The organism is Paenibacillus sp. FSL P2-0136 (assembly GCF_037975325.1).
In the GTDB taxonomy this organism is placed as follows: Bacteria; Bacillota; Bacilli; order Paenibacillales; family Paenibacillaceae; genus Paenibacillus_AQ; species Paenibacillus_AQ silagei.
In genome coordinates this window covers 3501423-3519282 of the sequence record NZ_CP150244.1, presented here as the reverse complement: position 1 = coordinate 3519282, position 17860 = coordinate 3501423, and the positions used below count along the sequence as shown (strand labels likewise).

General features: G+C 55.3%; 16 protein-coding genes. All 16 read right to left on the bottom strand.

Translation table 11 applies throughout. The features are described from left to right. Positions 1–133 precede the first annotated feature (133 nt). The 16 genes from NYE26_RS14675 to NYE26_RS14600 all read right to left on the bottom strand — a co-directional run bounded on the left by NYE26_RS14675 (position 134) and on the right by NYE26_RS14600 (position 17715). Positions 134–1666: a PAS domain-containing protein gene (locus NYE26_RS14675; protein ID WP_339256842.1), complete on the bottom strand. Its 1533-nt coding sequence runs from the start codon at positions 1664–1666 to the stop codon at positions 134–136. A 155-nt stretch (positions 1667–1821) separates the two neighbouring features. Continuing rightward, positions 1822–2136 (bottom strand): hypothetical protein, encoded by a 315-nt coding sequence (locus NYE26_RS14670; protein ID WP_155991517.1) that lies wholly within the window; start codon positions 2134–2136, stop codon positions 1822–1824. 400 nt (positions 2137–2536) lie between these two features. Further along, on the bottom strand, positions 2537–4123 hold the full coding sequence (locus NYE26_RS14665; protein ID WP_339256839.1) for an FAD-dependent oxidoreductase: 1587 nt from the start codon (positions 4121–4123) through the stop codon (positions 2537–2539). A 27-nt stretch (positions 4124–4150) separates the two neighbouring features. After that, entirely contained in the window at positions 4151–5068 is a 918-nt protein-coding gene (locus NYE26_RS14660; RefSeq protein ID WP_339256837.1) for an ROK family protein, read from the bottom strand. A gap of 413 nt (positions 5069–5481) precedes the next feature. Beyond that, on the bottom strand, positions 5482–6315 hold the full coding sequence (locus NYE26_RS14655; RefSeq protein WP_209870869.1) for a MurR/RpiR family transcriptional regulator: 834 nt from the start codon (positions 6313–6315) through the stop codon (positions 5482–5484). Then, positions 6302–7009, bottom strand: coding sequence for an N-acetylmannosamine-6-phosphate 2-epimerase (locus NYE26_RS14650; protein WP_339257485.1), 708 nt, complete (start codon positions 7007–7009; stop codon positions 6302–6304). Before NYE26_RS14650 ends, NYE26_RS14655 begins: the two co-directional genes overlap by 14 nt. Positions 7010–7138: 129 nt before the next feature. Next, on the bottom strand, positions 7139–8668 hold the full coding sequence (locus tag NYE26_RS14645; RefSeq protein WP_339256835.1) for a DUF4127 family protein: 1530 nt from the start codon (positions 8666–8668) through the stop codon (positions 7139–7141). Next, positions 8661–10373: a beta-N-acetylglucosaminidase domain-containing protein gene (locus NYE26_RS14640; protein ID WP_339256833.1), complete on the bottom strand. Its 1713-nt coding sequence runs from the start codon at positions 10371–10373 to the stop codon at positions 8661–8663. The genes NYE26_RS14645 and NYE26_RS14640 overlap by 8 nt, the downstream gene beginning before the upstream one ends. An 18-nt stretch (positions 10374–10391) precedes the next feature. Further along, the gene (locus tag NYE26_RS14635) at positions 10392–11210 is read right to left on the bottom strand and encodes a carbohydrate ABC transporter permease (RefSeq protein ID WP_081751222.1); all 819 of its coding nucleotides are present in this window, start codon (positions 11208–11210) and stop codon (positions 10392–10394) included. Next, on the bottom strand, positions 11210–12091 hold the full coding sequence (locus NYE26_RS14630) for a sugar ABC transporter permease (protein WP_036727002.1): 882 nt from the start codon (positions 12089–12091) through the stop codon (positions 11210–11212). Before NYE26_RS14630 ends, NYE26_RS14635 begins: the two co-directional genes overlap by 1 nt. An 85-nt stretch (positions 12092–12176) precedes the next feature. Next, positions 12177–13499: a sugar ABC transporter substrate-binding protein gene (locus NYE26_RS14625; RefSeq protein WP_339256830.1), complete on the bottom strand. Its 1323-nt coding sequence runs from the start codon at positions 13497–13499 to the stop codon at positions 12177–12179. Positions 13500–13730: 231 nt separating this feature from the next. Then, positions 13731–14255 (bottom strand): redoxin domain-containing protein, encoded by a 525-nt coding sequence (locus NYE26_RS14620; protein ID WP_339256828.1) that lies wholly within the window; start codon positions 14253–14255, stop codon positions 13731–13733. Beyond that, positions 14252–14971, bottom strand: a complete 720-nt coding sequence (locus NYE26_RS14615; RefSeq protein WP_339256826.1) for an ABC transporter ATP-binding protein — start codon at positions 14969–14971, stop codon at positions 14252–14254. Before NYE26_RS14615 ends, NYE26_RS14620 begins: the two co-directional genes overlap by 4 nt. Then, positions 14964–15785 (bottom strand): ABC transporter permease, encoded by an 822-nt coding sequence (locus NYE26_RS14610; RefSeq protein ID WP_209870856.1) that lies wholly within the window; start codon positions 15783–15785, stop codon positions 14964–14966. The genes NYE26_RS14615 and NYE26_RS14610 overlap by 8 nt, the downstream gene beginning before the upstream one ends. A gap of 2 nt (positions 15786–15787) precedes the next feature. Continuing rightward, positions 15788–16336, bottom strand: a complete 549-nt coding sequence (locus tag NYE26_RS14605; RefSeq protein WP_339256824.1) for a nitrous oxide reductase accessory protein NosL — start codon at positions 16334–16336, stop codon at positions 15788–15790. Then, positions 16333–17715 (bottom strand): NosD domain-containing protein, encoded by a 1383-nt coding sequence (locus NYE26_RS14600; protein WP_339256822.1) that lies wholly within the window; start codon positions 17713–17715, stop codon positions 16333–16335. Before NYE26_RS14600 ends, NYE26_RS14605 begins: the two co-directional genes overlap by 4 nt. Positions 17716–17860: the final 145 nt, after the last annotated feature.

Sequence of the window (17860 nt, the reverse complement as noted above, 5' to 3'; positions counted from 1 at the left end):
ATTCAATATAGCCGGATTCTGATGATTTGTCAATTCTGATATCGAATCTAATTTGCAACATCAAAAAGCGAAACGCTTGAAGCTCCGTTCCGCTTTTTGATCTCAGGCTATGGTATTCCATTCCAGTTAACGCTTATAAAGTACGCAGAATACCTAACAGCTCCTCCGACATCCTGCTTACTTCCTCTACAGAAGCATTAACCTCTTGCGTCAGTGCAGCCTGTGCTTCGGTCAAACTAGACATGCCGTTAATGGTGCTGATAATATGATCGATCCGGTCATTCATCTCCTGCGTGGTTTTCTCAATGTTGTTCGAAGCCATCTTGCTGTGGTCTGCGAGCTTGCGCACCTCACTTGCCACAATAGAGAAGCCCCGGCCATACTCCCCCGCATGAGCAGCTTCAATGGAAGCATTCAGCCCGAGCAGACTGGTCTGATTCGAGACCTCGCTGATGAATTTGGTGATTTCTTTGGTTTCATTCGTTTTTTCTTTCACATCAACTGCAGCCTTGTAGGATTGCTCCTGGACTTCGGCGATATCCTGAGCTTGCTCTGTTACCGATACAATCCCGTGAACAATCTCGTTAATCGCAGTCAGCAAGCCTTCCATCTGCAGGTTTACCCGTCTGATTGTATCCTCTTTATTGATTTCCTGCGTAATATCACGAATCGTTCCTGCTACCCGCAGAGGGATACCCTGCTCGTCCCGGATCGTTTCACCGCCTGCGTGATACCAGCGATACTCGCCATTTTTGGAGCGCAATCTGTAGTTCACTGTATAGTCCGTCTGCCCGGTGTAGTCATTCAGATGATTGGCGAAGGCATCCAGCGTGGGCTGCAGATCCTCCGGGTGTAGCTGGTTGCTCCAGCTGCTTAACAGGTTCGGGAAATCATGTTCGCCTTCAAAACCAATCGTTCTGCGGAATTGCTCCGACCACCAGAACTCATTATCCGGGTTGACCGGATCTCCTGCGATAACCACCATATCCCAAGGTGCTTCCACCAGGGCGCGGTTCACCAGATCATAGCGGACCACCAGTGCGCCCAGCTCGTCCTGCTTGATTTTTTTATCATGAATATCCAGCAAAGCTCCGGCTACCATAATAGGTGATCCGTCAGCGGCACGTACGGTTGTGCCCGTCGCCTGGAACCATTTGTACTCGCCTGCTTTCGTCTTGAGCCGGTATTCAATATCGTATTTGATCGTGCCCGTCCGGTCCAGCATATGATCTGCGAACAGCTGCAGAACCCCCTCTTTATCCTCGGGATGAAGGCAATTGGACCAGCTCTCCAGCACATTGGGGAAATCATGCTCATCCGTATAGCCGATCATCCGGCGCAGCTCATCCGTCCACCTGAACTCATTATTCGGATTCACCGGATCACCCTCATATACATCCATCTCCCACAGGGAGATCTCAATCGCTTCAGTGATCATTTCCAACCGAACCTTGTAATAGTCCTCACGCTTATGTATCACGGACGTTAGTCGCGTTAACAATGCTTGCAGTTCATCAGGAACTGCGGCAGAATATGTATCGGTTTGCTCTTCTTCCTTGCGTTCAGCCCGCTCCACATAGTTTCGTAATAGGTCGATCAGCTGATGGTCTGTTTGGGGCGGTGCACCTGCGTGTGTGTTTCCTTTGAATCTGTTCAGAATTGGCATGTTCTCTCAGTTCTCCTCATCTCATGGTGTGCGCTGCTTGGGAAAGCTAGATTGAGTATATAACAGGCCCGAACTTTTATATATAAATTTATAGTTAAAATTCGAGATAAAACAGCGGCGGAATAAGACTTGACAAAAGTCTCAGACTGCCGCTGTTATTTGACTAACGTTTTGCATTTTCTCAAAAATTTTCGAAGCAATCTAATCCACTTGGGCTCGTATGCTTGGCTAATTGGAATCCCTTTATAATAAATATTATAAGGATCCATTCCCCATAGTTTTAAAAGTCCTTCAGGAACATCATGCTTATTTACAGGTGAGCTAGGATCTGCTCTGAAAAAATACTCATTACATGCAACACAGTACAAAATCAGCGATTCACCAGAGCCATATGCATAAACATTAAGCTCAGTTATACAGGTTTCACATTTACATATTCGATTGCGGTTTAGCCAATCAAGTAATTGCATGTTATCCCTTCCCCTTAGCTCAAATATACAATGTCAGTCTAATACTTTATTTTATAGATTAGAACTTGTTTTCTATGGATCAGGGAAACAGTTGGATTTTCTACACTTGCTGATGGACGATTAGGCCATAGTAGGATAGCAGTTGGAGAAAAGGCACTTAATTTTTCGCATTTTCTACTAAGGAGCGAGACTGAAGCAATTTAGTTGTACAATTTCCACTTGCTTCCTCCGTTTCTGCCAAAACCAACTGAACAAGATACGTTTATCCACCTACTTGCTGCCAGGTAACATCGACAACTAGGTAGCCCATACCAAAAAGGCACCCCGCTGACGAGGCACCTTACCTTGGATATATAATTATAGACGTTTGAGCTATACTGGATGGCCGGAGAAGGTGCGCTTAAGTCTCCAGCTCCTCCGGGGTCCAGTGCAGCTGAACGCCGAGCTCGATCAGTTGCTGCTGATAGGCCCTTAGATGTTCCGCTGATTCTCTGACTGCCGATGGTTCGACCTGTTGCCTGATGGCATAGGCCGCGAGGGTGCCCGCCGCTTCGCCGATATTCCATTCTGTGGGATGCAGGCGGTAGCAGCCGTTCGCAATCTGGGTCATGGATATGTTCTTGCAAGCCGGGAGCAGGTTCTTGACCCGCACCGGGATCAATGATCCGAGAGGAATCTCATAAGGATGGTTCGGGATATAAAAGGTACGCTGGCTCACTGTCGTGGGATGAAGATCCAGATGATAGCTGCCTACCCCTACGCTATCCTCATAACGCTTAGGCCCGGCCGGGCCGCGCAGCTCCTTGCTCACATCCTGCTCTGCTATCGTATACAATCCGCGGATGCGCCGGGATTCCCGGATATAAGGGGCCTTGGCCAGCCCGTCTTCTGTGCCGAGCACATCTCCGCGCAGGCGCACGCCCGGGTAGCCCTGCCCGCCGTCCATGCGGGGCGCTTCGGTCTGGAGCCAATACACGAGTGAGAGGGTAAGCTGTCTCGCCCCCTCCAGGTGCCGCTCCCGTTCCTCCGGCGATACGCCGATAATTGACCCGGCATAGTAATCGTTCAGTGCCCAGTTCAGCAGAGTGACTTCGCCGTCATTCAGCGGCTCCGTCCAGATGGCCGGGTCTACGATCCGCCGGTAATCCCACAGGGAGACAATCCCCTGCTCATTCGGGAACATTGTGAACTGCTTCAGCTTGCTAGTATCGTCTGCATCTGAAGCGAACCAGCTTAAGATCGGATACTGCGAGAACGAGGGGACATATTCGCGCCAGTAATCATAATCTCTTGGACGCGGAATCGTATAGTCTCCACCCGGCACATAGTCCACCGCCGCCACGTGGGTAATCGACTGCATGTCGAGCGGGTCCTGGGCCTCCAGGGCGTGCGGCTCCCCTGTCTCGCTGCGGGCTTCAGCGCCGCTGACATGCTCCACTCCGGCCAGCGGAAGCAGATCGCCGCACTCTGTGGCATCCAGATAGTAGGCTCCCCGCAGCCTGATCAGGTCACCGCCCGTTCCCTGCCGGACGGTAACTCCAGTAACATAATCGCCTTCGGTATCGGCCGCGACTGGCACCGTATGATAGAGCACCTCGATCCGCCCGGTGTTCACATATGGGGCCAGCATCTCCTGCAGAACAGCAAGTGCCACCTTGGGCTCATGTGCCAGCCGGCTGACCCAACCGTTACCGGGATTCAGTATAGGGTTACTCCTGGCAGCTTCCGTAAGCGGATAATTCCGCCTGTAATACTCCCTGACTCTGCTGCGGAACTCCCGGTAAGACGCGGTACTGCCCGATTCCTCAATCCAGCGGTGCTCATCCGGCGGCACGGCCTGGGAGGTCAATTGCCCGCCCAGCCAGTCCGTCTCCTCTGTCACAAGCACGCGCAGTCCTGCCTTGGCGGCGGCCAGCGCCGCCGCCGTTCCTCCAAGTCCGCCGCCGATAATTACTACATCCGAACGCTTCTCCTGTTCACCAGCCATCTCTCTGTCTCCTCCCTGCCGCAGCAGTTAGATCTGTCTTTCGCCTTCGTCCCGGCGCAGCCGTTCCAGAGCCAGCCGGGCTGCGCCGAAGCAGCCTGCCCGGTTGCCCAGCTCCGCTGGCACGATCCGGCCGGCCAACTCTCCGCCTGCCTTCCCGGCCAGCAGCGGCCACCAGACCGCGCGGCTCTGAATGACGCCGCCGCCGATAATAATCAGCTCGGGGTCTACCGCCGCCCCTATGTTAGCTGTCACCAGCGCAAGATCCGCTGTGAAGCGCTCCAGCACCGCCAGCGCTGACGCGTCGCCCTGCTCCGCCGCCGCCATAATCTCCCGCCCGTGCGCATACGCCCGGCCGGTCTCCTCCAGTGCCAGCCGCAGCAGCGCCTGGCCGGACACATATTGCTCCGCGCAGCCGCGCTTGCCGCAATTACAAGGGCGACCTCCCGGCACCAGCACGCTGTGCCCCCAGTCGCCACCGCTCCAGGCGGCTCCGCGCAGCAGCCGGCCTTCCGCCAGATTAGCCCCGCCGACCCCGGTACCCAGGGTCAGCATGACCAGGCTCGCCCTGCCGCGTCCCGCGCCCAGCCAGGCTTCGCCCAGCAGCGCCGCGTTGGCATCGTTATCGGCCGCCGCAGGCCGCCCGAACGCAGCCGTTGCCCACTGCGTAAGCTGCATCCCCTGCCAGCCGGGCAGATTATCGGTGGCGTAGACCACCTCGCCCGTATCCGCATTCACCCTGCCCGCCGAGCCAATCCCCAGCGCTTCCACCGCAGGATGGCTGGCCAGTAGTTCCTCCACCAGGCTGTGGAGTTGGCCGAGAATAACCTCCCGGCCCAGCCGGGCCTCCGTGTCTCGCCCGGCTTCCGCGAGAATCGTCCCCGCTTCATCGGTCACAAGCCCCTTGATGCCTGTCCCCCCGATGTCCACACCTATGACTTGCCGCATTCGCATCACCTCCACTACTCTTTGCGCTAGCACATTGCAGATTGTATGCTGTTTTTCGCATACATTCGCCCACGCACACTCGCGTTCGTACAATGTATACTGTTTTTCACATACATTGGCCCGTCTGCCCTCGAAGCAGCAAATTATATGCTGTTTTCCACATACATTCGCCCGTCTGCCCTCGCACCAGCAAATTATATGCTGTTTTCCACATACATTCGCCCGTCTGCCCTCGCACCAGCAAATTGTATGCTGTTTTCCACATACATTTGCCCACGAACACCCGCGCTCACCCAATGTATACAGTTTTCCGCATACATTCTGCCCACTTGCCCTCGCACCAGCACATCAGCCCCCGCCAATCCCCTACCGTTACACGGTACATCACGTACCATCGCTTCATTCCCCGAATCCTAATAAATCCGGTCAATGACCGCCCGCGCGGTGAGCTCCTTCATCCGCTTGGTCTCTTCGGCATGGAGCTGCTCCAGCCCCTGGCAGAGCAGGTCGATAATGAACAGCTGGGAGACCTTAGCCCCTACGGAGCCGCCTTCCAGCGGGGATTCCTTCCCGGCTGTCAGCAGTACAATGTCGGCAATGGAAGCAATAGGGGACTTGGCATAGTTAGTCATGGCAATGACTTTTGCCCCGTTCTGCTTGGCCTTCATCAGCATGTCATTCGTATCTAGTGTGCTGCCTGATACACTGATGCCAAATGCCACATCGCCCGCCCCCATCGTCACTGCCATCATCGACTGAATATGGCTGTCGGAATTGGCTTCGACACGCCGCCCGATCCGCAGGAAGCGGTTCTTGGCGTCCAGTGCTGTGATCCCGGATGAGCCTACGCCGAAGAACTGGACATACCGGGCCTGATCCAGAGCGTCTACCGCCTGCTGCAGCTGCTCCCGGTCCAGCATGCCCAGGCTGGATTGCAATACACCAACCATTAAGGCATACAGATGGTCGGCGTAATCGCCTCCGCCTGCCCCCTGCTCGCCGTCCGCCAGAGTCTGCCGCTTCGGCAGGCCCTGGGCCAGCATCAGCTTGAAATCCTGATAGCCCTTGAAGCCGATTTTGCGGCAGAAGCGCATTACCGTGGTCTCGCCCGTTCCGGCGAAATCGGCCAGCTCAGTCACAGACAGATAGATCAGATTATCCGGATGCTCAAGCACACACCGGGCTACCTTTTGTTCCGACTTAGTCATGGACGGGTAATACGTGTTGATCCGGTCATTCATTTCCATTACGGTTCATCCTCACTTTTCTCGCCGCTGCTGCGAACGGCCGGGTGATCAGCTGCGGCCGGGTAATTGCGGAGCCTACCACCACCGCATAGGCCCCCAGGTCCAGCGCTGCCTCCACTTGGGCGGGCTGGCTGATCCGGCCTTCGGCAATGACCGGAATCTTCAGCCGCTGTGCAGCCTGCTCCAGCAACTCCAGATTCGGCCCTTCCTGCTGGCGGGAATACGGTGTATATCCCGACAAGGTGGTCGAGACGCAGCTGACTCCAAGCGACTCAGCGTATAGCGCTTCCTCCAGAGTGGAGATATCCGCCATGGAAGCCGCCGGGCTTGCCGTGAGCAGGTCTATGATCTGCTCCAGCGTACAATTCCCCGGCCGGGTCTGCCGGGTCCCGTCAAAGGCTATAATATCCGCCCCCGCTTCCAGCAGCTCCTCAGTCTCTCTAAGCGTAGGGGTAATATAGACGTCCGAATCCGGGTAATTGCGCTTCACGATGCCGATCACCGGCAGCGCAACTGCCTGCTTGATCGCCCGCACATCTGCCGCCCCGTTCGCCCGGATGGCGATGGCCCCGCCTTCCGCTGCCGCCACCGCCATCCGGGCCATAATCTCCGGCCCGTGCAGCGGCTCGTCAGGCAGCGCCTGGCAGGATACAATCAGCCCCAGATGCAGGCTTTCCAGTATATTTTTGCTCAGGGTCCCCACCCTCTCTCCTTATATTATATATAAATTGAACTTGCTACCGCTCCTACAGCTCCCAAATTTCCCCGTCACTCTTCCCTATCTGTATTTTTTCAAATTAATTTTATATCATCAGCCCTGCCCTCACGATGGCTCATACTGCACAGTTAAGCCCACCTCGAACATCCGGTTCCAAGGCATATAGCAATCGGTAATCTTAACCCTTCCCGCTTGACTGTCGATCCGTACAGCCAGCTCCTCACTCAGCCGTTCCTGTACATGGGCAGCTACGCGGCCGCGCGGTCCGTCCAGTTCGTATTTCCCATAGCCCATCTCCTGCACTGGCCCCTCACTAAGCTCTCCGCGCACTACTGAACAATAGCATACATCCTCGGCATAGCGGAGCGCCAGGAAATCGAGATGCCCTTGTGTACGTCCGTAGATCAGATAGATCATAGCCTGCGAGATTACGGTCCCAAGCGAATTGGAGCTGGTATTCCAGGCGGCATATCCGGCCAGATCGAACAGGAGGTTCTTCTGCCGCAGCATCTTAACCAGCTTCTGATCACCGCCGTTGGCATAGCCTACGTCCGCAACAGCCACCGGCATCTCCTTGCTCAGCAGAAGGTAGTCCCCGTACTCTACAAGTTCCATCAGGTTCCGGTATACGTCATAACTGTGAAAAGCATGCTTCTGCGACACCGCCTCCTCCATCGTCTCACCCGGCGTGCTGACCAGCAGAACCAGGTCTGCCTCGGCAGCACTGGATGCGATCAGCCCCCCGGCGGCCAGGATCTGATATTTCAGCGTTTCATAGAAAAAGCGGTCCTCGAACAGCGGCGTCACGAATGCCCCCTGCACAGCGGACAAGCGGGGATAGATCATCGGCCTCCGTCCTTCGGCCTTGTTCAGCATCCGGGCGAGCAGCGTGCAGCCTACCTCATCTGCTCCCGGATACATATAGACCTTAAGCTCCAGATCAAGCGCCGTGATCCGTGCCCGCACCTTCTCCTGGTCCTTGGCGGTATGCCCATATGGCGCCGAATCATCCTGCGGAACAATCATGAAGTCGATCACCCCGTCCCGGACCAGCTCCAGCGCCTGCTTGTTCGCTTCAATATTTATCGCCCGGCGGCCGAGATAATCCTGCAGCACCTCGGCTGGAAGCCGGTGATCAATATCCGCCAGCTCACGAATCTCCTCATCGGTGGCGATTCCCAGCTCCAGCCGGTGGCCGATGAAGCCCTTGCGGAAAATCTCCCGGCCCCAGTCGGCATAATAATCCGGTTCCTCGTCTGATAGAGAATACTGCGGACAGCGCATAATCAGCTGGAACGCATACAGCTTAAGCTGCGGATAACGCCGCCGGATCTCCCGCAGCCGCTCCAGGCGCGCAGCCAGCACTTCAAGCTCCAGCTGGTGCAGCCGCGAGGGAATAATGCCGCCGTAGAGCAGCGTATCCAGTGCGACCACCGCCCCATCTGCCCCTTCGCAGGCAGCCTCGAACCAGGACCATAGCTGTTCAACATCTCCAGGGCGTTTCTTCAGCCCCATAATCCCGGCGGGCGGACGCTCTACCCTATAATCTGTTCCCTGAGCCAGCAGATAAGGGAATTCATAATTGCAGGGCCGCTCATCCAGCGGAACCAGAATCAGCTTATGGTGCTTAGACATGCTGGTCCTCCTCCTTTGTCTCCTTCTCCATTTCCGGCAGCTCGATCCCCAGCGCCTCAGCCGCACGCACAGCCGGATCACTGCCGAGCCGCACCCCGTAGCTGCGGCAGGTCTCGAGCCGCTGGAGCACCTCCGCCTGTGCCTGCGGATTCAGCGGGTCCTCCAGTTGTCTGCGCACAGCACGCCACAGTACAGCATCTCCGATGGCCCGGCGCAGCCAAGGCCCTGCCTCTTCGATAAACTTGGCATTCTCTAAGCCGCCAAGCCGCACGGCCGTCTGCTCCAGCCGGCTGAAATAAGCGTCCAGCCGCTCCAGATCGCGCTCTGCCAGCGCATCGTCCAGCTCCGGGTAGCCGCCGGAATACAGGCGGCTGTTCAGATTCTGGCGGCAGAAGAACATCATGTCCTCCGCCAGCTCCCCGGCGAATTCACGCACAGACAGCTCCCAGGACAGCTCCGGCATATAACGCTCGCTGTTCCACATATAATGGGCCATCGTGTTAAGCGTGATCTTGGAGCATTCCCACTGATTCATCGGATTGGCAACGACCGCTGTATGCCCGTAATTGCCGAGCCGGGAGCTGCGCCCGCGCACCGGATCGAGGAACAGCCGGTCCTTATCGCAGTCATTCACCGGAATATTGTCCCATAGCCACAGCTCATGCCCGTAAAAACTGTAATTATCCTCCGCATGCCCCCGGCCAATCTCCGGGGCGAAGACGAAATAGCCGGTCCAGAACACTTTGACAGCAGGATGAAGCTGCTCCCGGATATCCTTCTTGTACTCCGTATTCCAATACGACCAGTATTCCGATGGACACATAGCCAGGGTGAAGTGCGGCAGACAACCGGCTAGGTAATCATAGACCCGGTTCGTCACATAGGCATGGGCGGTCCCGGAACGCTCCAGGAACTGCTTGTTGTCGCCTTGGAGCACATAATCTATGTCATCCATCAGCAGTGCGAAATGCCGCACTCCAATCGCGATCATGGCCCCAAGCTTCTCCTCCAGCTTCGCGAAGTCGCCTTGGCTGCGGAATTCCAGATCATTGCCCGGGCTAATACAATAGTAGAAATCCACCAGATGCTTGTCGCATTCCTGCTTAAGGTCATGAATTCTGGTGAACACATCGTCCGGGTACGGCTCACGCCATAGCTTCCGGTGATAGAGATCATCCTTCGGCGCGTACATGAAGGCGTTCATCCGGTGCCCGCTCATATAACTGACCGAATCCATCCGGTCCGCGAAGCTCCATGGCACGCCATAGAAGCCTTCAATAATGCCCCGCACCGGAAAAGAAGGCTCATCCTCCACCGTAACCACCGGCAGGCGGCAGCAATCCTCCTCCACGGTCAGGAGCATTTTCAGCGCATCCAGCCCGTACTTCAGCCCCCGACGGTTAGACGCAGCGACAACAAGCTTCGCATCCTCTCCAATCACCAGCCGGTATCCATCCGCAGCAAGCCCGCCGTCATACTCCAGCATCAGCTGCGCATTGCCTTTATCAGCGGTGGCTACGCCCGGTCCGGCCGGTTCCAGAATTACGATGTCTCCGCCTTCAGCAAGTAGCCCGTTTACATCCTGATTCATCGCATACCGCGAGGCCAGCTCACAGCGCAGCTGCGGGCCCTCTACCACCAGCTCTTTCCCTTGCGTATAATAGTCGCGGAACAGATATTGGCAGTCCCGTAACGAAATTCCCATTGAGTTATGCCTCCTTAGTTAGCCTTTTATCGCGCCGGCAATCCCTTCCATATAATACTTCTGCGTGAACAGGAACACGAGGATGATCGGCAGCACCGAGATCATGGTTCCGGCGGCAATCCAGCCGAAGTTATAGGAGAATTGCCCGTTCAGATACGTAAGCGCCGCAGCGAGCGGATACTTCTCCGGGTCCTCCAGGACGACAATCGGCCACAGGAAGTTGTTCCAGAACGCCATGACCTCCAGTAATCCAATCACCGCAATCCCCGGCTTGACGAGCGGCATGACCAGTTGAATGAAGATGCGCAGCTCTGAGGCTCCGTCCATTTTACCCGAATCCCGGATATCTGCCGGAATACCCAGGAACGTCTGCCGCATCAGGAAGATATTGAACACGGACACCGCTGCCGGAAGAACAACGCCGAAGAACGTATTGCCCAGCTGAAAAGCCTGAATCGTCAGATAATGCACAATCATAGCGGTTGCTGACGGAATAATCATGGTCGAGATCAGCAGCGTGAAGACCAGGTTCCGGCCCTTGAACCGGAAGGCCGCCAGCGGATAAGCCGTCAGACAGGATAGAATAATGTTGAACACGACTCCCAGCAGCGTGATGATGACCGTATTCAGAATGTATCGCGGAAAATTCATGAAGTTCCACACCTGCACATAGTTATCGAACGCAATGAAGGTGGGCAGAATGGCCGGCGGGTTCGCAAACACGTTGCGCCCTGGCATCAGCGAGACACTGAGCAGCCACAGGAACGGCCCCATCATGAACAGGGCGAGCAGGATCAGCAGCAGATAAGTGATTAGAACACGCAAGCTACGCGGCATCAATAGGAATTCACCCCGCCTTTCCGGTTCAGTCTGAATACGAGTACACTAAGCGCTCCCACCATCACACTGACGATCAGCCCGAGCGCCGAGGCATAGCCGAAGTTGAACTGCTCCAGCCCTTTTTGAAAAATATAGACGCTTGAGGTCAGTGTGGACGTCCCCGGTCCGCCCTTGGTCAGAATGTAGACCTCATCGAACACCCGGATCGCGCCCATCACCGAGATCAGCGTGCAGAACAGAATATGCGGGCGCAGCAGCGGCAGCGTCACATGTACAATCAGCCGCAGCGGCCCTGCACCATCCACCCTTGCGGCCTCATACAGATCTGCAGGAATGCCTTGAAGCCCGGCCAGATAGAGCATCATGTAATAGCCGAGGCCCTTCCACATCGTAATGAACATTAGAACATACAGCGCCGTGCTGCTCGTCGATAGCCAGGAGACCTGCTCACTGATAATCCCTGCCTTCAGCAGCAGGTAATTGACCACTCCGTTATTGCCGAGCAGCCAGCTCCAGATCAGCGCCACCGCAACCATAGAGGTCACGACCGGTATATAATAGGCGGCCCGGAACATTTTGACTCCAGGAATCCGGCTGTTGACCAGAATTGCCATTAAGATCGAAATGATCTGGATCACCGGCACAATCAGCACATATACCAGTGAATTCCACAGTGAAATCAGGAAATTATGATCCTGGAAGGCCCGGGTGAAGTTCTCCAGACCTACATAATTCGTCTCTGTAATGACAGAATAATCTGTCAACGAGAGCGGTATACCGTAAATAATCGGCCAAAAGGTAAACACCGCCAGAAACAGCAGCCCCGGCGCCATAAACGCCCATGCGGTAAAAGATTCAGACCGAAACCCCTTGTACACCCTCTACACCTCCCACTCCTTCAAATACCCTCAAAATATATCCATTGGGGGAGAAACTCCCCCTTATCGGCTATGCTTCAGCAGCTTAGGAACCCTGACTGATAATAGTATTGACTTCCTTCTCCACCTTGTTCAGCGTCTCCTTGATATCCGCACCGTTCATCAGAATCTCCTGCAATCCCCGCGCCAGCGCAGAGTTGATATCTGCGGCGCTTGGAACGCCGACCATGTAATCGGTAGCCTTATCCAGACTCTGCGAGGAAGCCACCTTCGCTTCAGCTTCCAGAGAGCCGTCAGAGTCGGTGAAGAACGGGTCCTGAATCGAAGCCTTGCTTGACGGCAGCGTGTTGGCGACCTTGGAGAAGGCTGTCTGGTTCTCGGCATTCGTAAGGAAGGCAGCGAATTCCACCGCCTGCTGCGGGTTCTTCGACTTCTGCGGCACGACCAGATTCATCGAATTAGAGAGACGCAGGTTCGCCTTGCCTGTCGGCAGCGGGACTGCAATGGTGTTCTTGTAGACATCCGGCGCGGAGGTCTTGATGAAGTTAATGAATGTTGGGCCGGACAACTGGAAGGCTACCTGCTCACCGGAGAAATACTGAATCTGCTTACTGAAATCAGCGTCCTCCTTCAGCACTACCCCTTCCTTCATCAGATCGCGCATCTGGGCGATCATCGCTTCGGCTTCCGGCGTATTGAAGGCCGCGGCCGTCTTGTCTTCATTCAGGATCTGGATTCCGTCGATCGGAAACAGCTTGGAGACCAGTTGCTGGGCATACCCGGCTGCTCCGGTCTTCTCATGAACCTGACGCGCCCACTCCACCAGCTCCTCGCGGGTCTGCGGCGGGTTCGCCGGGTCGAGGCCGGCTTTTTCCACCAGCTTCTTGTTCATGAACAGCACTTCTGTGCCAGTGTACCAGGGAAGTGCATAAGCCTTGCCGTCGAATACTGTAGAATTATAAATCCCCTCGAAATAACTCTTCGCCTGCTCATCCGTCAGATACTCGCTCAGATTCAACAGCGCTCCCTTACTGCCTAACTGGCTGGCGAACTCGGTGTTCAGATTCACGACATCGGGACTCTTACCGCTCGCTGTACTGGTTAACAGCCGCTGCGAGATGGCATCATAGGGATAGTCCTTCCACTCCACCGTCACTCCGGGGTGGCTGCCCTCATACTGGGTGATCAGATTATTGAAGTAATCATTGAACGTTGGCTGAAGTGCAATCGTCCAGAATTCAAGCTTCACCGGCTCCGCCGCTGCCGTAGCTTCAGCGCCCGTGCCGGGTTCTCCGGTGCTTCCGGCAGCCGGTGTCCCCTTCGTATTGCCATTTCCTCCGCAAGCCGCAAGCAGCATAGACATGGTCAGCAGCAGCGATACTGTGAAGCCCTTTCTGTTAGTTCCCACACCACATTCCCCCTCAGATTAAGTGTAAGGTGAGCGCCCTTCCCGCGTCAGGCTTCCTGACTTATTGCTCCCTCTTTGCAATGAGTATATCAGAAATTTTAATTAAATGAAGTATTTTTCCTAAAATAAATTTAAAAAAGAAATAATTTTTCTTTTTTCGCCCGCAAAACAGCCTCCGCCTGCACCGGAAGCATCTTCCCGGCAGGCGGAGGCTGTGCATAGAATATCCCCTCATTCAGCTCCAGCCTCAGCCAGCCATTGCTTGAGCGTATCGAGATCCCCGATCTCTCCAACCACGATTTTGCTTATCTCGCCCTCCTTATTGATGATATAAGTTGACGGCAGTGCATTGACGCTATACGAGGCAGATATCCTTCCGGTAACATCGATAATGACGGGAAAAGAGAATTGCTGCTCCGCCATATACTCCGATACTGTCCCCTTGGATTCTCCTGCGTTCACGAACAAGGTCTCGACTGAAAGCTCTGCGGATTGGCTTAGTTCATTTAACAGCGGCATTTCCCGCATACAGGGCTTGCACCAAGTCGCCCAGAAGTTAAGCAGCACGACCCGGCCCTTATATTCGCTGAGGCGCACCTTCTCCCCCTGCAAGGTTACCGCTTCGAACGCCGGAGCCGAAGCACCTGCGGTCATTCTCCCGGCCGGAGGTTGGCTGGACTGCTGAAGATAAACCCCGATTCCGGCAGCACAGGCAGCGGCAATAATCAGCAGAGTAACGATCCGGCGCAGCTTCATCCCAGCCCCAGACTATGGTGAAAGGCGGCGTACAGCGAACCGAACTCTGTACGGATCTCTGCCGTAGTGCCTGACCCCACATGCTTGCCCTGATTCAAGAAGACAATCTGATCGGACACCCGATCCGCAATCTCCAGCTGGTGGGTGGAAAAGAGGACCGTATGCCCCTCTTCCCGGATACCCTGCAGCAGCTTCGCGAATTCGTTCATCCAGAACGGGTCCAGCCCGTTAGTCGGCTCATCCATAATCAGGAGCGGCGGCTTCGCCAGCAGCGCTTGCGCGAACAGGACGCGCTGGCGCATCCCCTTGGAGAAGGTGGTTACCAGGCTGTTGCGCTTATCCGCAAGTCCGACTAGAGCCAGCACCTCCTCTACCCGCTGTTTGCGTCTGGGAATCCGGCGCAGTGCCGCCCAGAAATTCAGCAGCTCTTCCGCAGACAGCCCGTGGCTGAACTGATAATCATCCGGCATATAGCCGATCTGCATGGAAAAGCGCTTGCGGGATTGCTTCCACTTCAGCCCGTTTACCGTAATTTCGCCTAAAGTCGGCTGTAGAATGCCAGCTACCATCCGCAGCACCGTGCTTTTGCCGGCCCCATTCCCGCCGCACAGGGCAAGTATGCTGCCGCCTGGAACCTGGAAGCTGATCTCTTCGACCAGTGTTTGCCGCCCGATGACCTTGGTAATCTCTTTCACCTGAATTAGCGGATTATCCACGGGAACGCCCCCTCTCCCAGATCCAATATACCGCTAAGATGGACAGCAGCACCCAGGCAGCGCAGACCCCGAGGAACAGCAGGCTGCCGCCCGGACGGCTAATCCATTCCACCCACTGATAATATTCCGGTCCCAGAACCGACCCTCCGCCCAGCTTCACCACCACGAACAGGCGCACCAGCTCAGCCGGATTAAGCATCGTCAGCACAATCAGCGCTGGCTTGATCCAGAGATACGGGAGCAGCCCTAGGCCTGCGATCAGGAATGTCGGCCAGCCGATCACCGCGAAGAACCAGACCGCTACAGAGATCGTCAAGGCCTGCCAGCGGTTGCGGGATAACGAGCCGATGATGAGGGCAAGGGTCAGGAACAACAGGACCAGACCTGCCGAGAAGGCCAGGAACAGGAAGTAAGTATCCGCCGCAAAAGCCATTCCGAGCAGGCCGCTGAGCAGCCCCATCAGCCCGTAACCAAACGCTACAATCGTCAGCAGGACAGCGGCTAGCCCGGTATATTTTCCCAGGACAAATGATAAGGTTCCAATGGGATAGGTGGATAACAGCTGCCAGCTTCCGTCTTCCCGTTCCGAGGTCAGTGAGAAGGAGCCCAGAAATAACGTCATCAGCGGCAACAGATACAGAATCAGGCTCAGCATGGAGCCCGTAACCGCAGTATAGCCTTCGACCGCGTTATTCACATGGATCAGCAGCAGCCCGAGACTGAAGGTACAGAACAAGGCCAGGAAAGAATAGGCCCACGGGTTGCGGAAGCCGATCTTAAGCTCTCTGCGGGCAATATGCAGGATGTCAGCCATACTCACATATCCGTCTCTTCGGAATGCGTGCCTTCCTCTGAGCTATGCTCCTCCATATGACCTTCCCCGCTCTGCATGTCCATGTTCATCATATCCTTGTTCTGCTTCCATTCATGGGAGGCCAGCTCTCCGGCAGTCAGCACAGTGCCTAGCGCCTGCTCCTTCACGAATGCTTCTGCTGCCGCCTTGTCCTTGAAGCTGATCACTCCATAAGCCATCGGCGTACGCAGAGAAGCGTCATACACATAGCTCGCCTTGCTGAATTCAACCCAGCTCTTGTCGTTATAGTCGCGGACATAATCCATGCCGATCTGCTCCGTGCCGTTGCTCTTCTTCCACTCATTCATACAGCCGATATCGTCGAACTTGTAATTCTTGCCGTCCTTGGTCGTTAGCTGAGTGGCGAAAGCATCATCCTTGACCTGCATATTGCAGACCACACAGATATCGGTGTCTTCATTAATCGCTACCGGCTCGTATTTCTTCTGTCCGCAGGCCGCGAGGATCACCAGACTCATTGCTACCATCAAGACCAGACTCCATCGTTTCATAATCGCAGTACCCCCAAGTATATGATTGTAATTACGGATAGGAACAGCAGCAGCCAGCCCGCTACCATGACCGTGCCCTGTCCCCCTGCCGCCTGATCCGGGCTAACCGTACCTGCCTCAAGCTGCATGAGCGGCGCTGAATCGGTGGACCACCCTGCCGAACCGCCGGTGTACATATCGCTCAGGAAGGTCATCCCCGGTGACTGGAAAAACAGCTGATACGCTGCATTCCCCGACACCAATTGCTGATAGAAGGGGTTGATCGCATACTTCAGGTCGCTGACCCCATCCCCCGTGAGATCCAGTCCGCCAAAGGCGTCCCAGTAATTCCCGTTCATCTCATTGTCCCTGCTGCCTGTGGCCTGGGCCTCAATGACGTTTGCCACAAACCCGTTACGCTCAAAGCGGTTGCCCTCTGCATTCTCGAACTGCACGCCTATATAGTTGCGGAGCACCAGATTCTGCTGCAGCTTGTTATCCGAGGACTGCTGCATGTAAATCCCCACCCGGTTGCCTTCCACCCGGTTGTTCATAATCTCCGAATTCCGTACATCGTAGAGCAGAATTCCCTGTGAATGCACATTCCGGCTCTGCTTGCGGAAAGAGTTCCCCGACACCACCACATCGGTTACGCCCATCACCATCGCGCCGGTAATGTTGTATTCACCGGTGTTGTTAGTGACCTTCGAGCCATTGATATACATGCAGTGGACCCCGTACCGCAGATAAGTAAGCTTGTTCTGGTCCACCACCGTATTGCGGCTGTTCTCCAGATAGATGCCATCCCGCAGATAAGCGATGTCGTTGCCCCGGATCACAGCGCCGTGAGAGTTATAGAGATCGATCCCGTTGCCTCTCGTTCCCGGTACTTCTCCTGTGGGGATGAACCAGCTTATTATATTATCCGAGATCACCCCGCTATCGGCTTCACGCAGCAGTATTCCGTACCCTGCTGAATGAATCTCCAGCCCCTTCAAGGTGACCCTATCCGCTTCAACGCGAACAGCCGCCGCTTCCCCGTCGTTATTCTGCTGAATCTTCAGGTTCTCAAGTCTGACACCGTCTGCCGCGATCAGCACTGCCGCCTGTTCATCCTTAGCCGTATGCAGCAGAATCGCCTCACCGTTACCGTTAATCGTCACTCGCTTATCCAGCCGAACCGGTCCCGAATACGTTCCCGGAGCCAGGGTGATGAGATCTCCCTCACTGGCTGAATCGATGATGGGCTGGAGCGGAAGGACTCCGGTGCTGGTATCTGCGCTTACAACGGTGCCATGATTGAAGGAGCAGAAGAACAGGCATATCATGAACAAGCCTGCCAGCAGTACAGCTCTTACTTTGGTGCTACGGGATGGACGAAAGCCTTGTGAGATTAGCATTGTTCACTCCCTCGACGTAGTAATGTACCCGATTCAAGCCTTATAGCCGTGTAATGATAACGCTCCCATTGTAGGTAAAAGGAGATCTGCTGACCATAGCCCATTTTAGCTATCCCGGACAAAAAATGTGTCTAAAATGTGATTA